Below are 408 nucleotides of genomic sequence, written 5' to 3'. Positions count from 1 at the left end.
CCGCAGTCGTCACACTGATGATACGGATGTGCTTCTCCGTATACACCATGTTATCGGAGAGCTGCCCACGTATGGTTATCGTCGGGTATGGGCGCTGCTTCGCAGACAGGCAGAACTTGATGGTATGCCTGCGATCAATGCCAAACGTGTTTACCGGATCATGCGCCAGAATGCGCTGTTGCTTGAGCGAAAACCTGCTGTACCGCCATCGAAACGGGCACATACAGGCAGAGTGGCCGTGAAAGAAAGCAATCAGCGATGGTGCTCTGACGGGTTCGAGTTCTGCTGTGATAACGGAGAGAGACTGCGTGTCACGTTCGCGCTGGACTGCTGTGAGCGTGAGGCACTGCACTGGGCGGTGACTACCGGCGGCTTCAACAGTGAAACAGTACAGGACGTCATGCTGGG

General features: G+C 55.6%; 1 protein-coding gene. It reads left to right on the top strand.

The annotated features are described in order from the left end of the window. Positions 1 to 408, top strand: a 408-nt coding sequence (locus tag BGK49_RS18405) for an IS3 family transposase (protein WP_069375806.1), incomplete at both ends; no start/stop codon positions are given.

Source organism: Shigella sp. FC1544 (genome assembly GCF_001722145.1).
GTDB classification, from domain to species: domain Bacteria; phylum Pseudomonadota; class Gammaproteobacteria; order Enterobacterales; family Enterobacteriaceae; genus Escherichia; species Escherichia coli.
The sequence above is the reverse complement of the archived record's forward strand: the minus strand, read 5'-3'. Positions and strand labels throughout refer to the sequence as shown.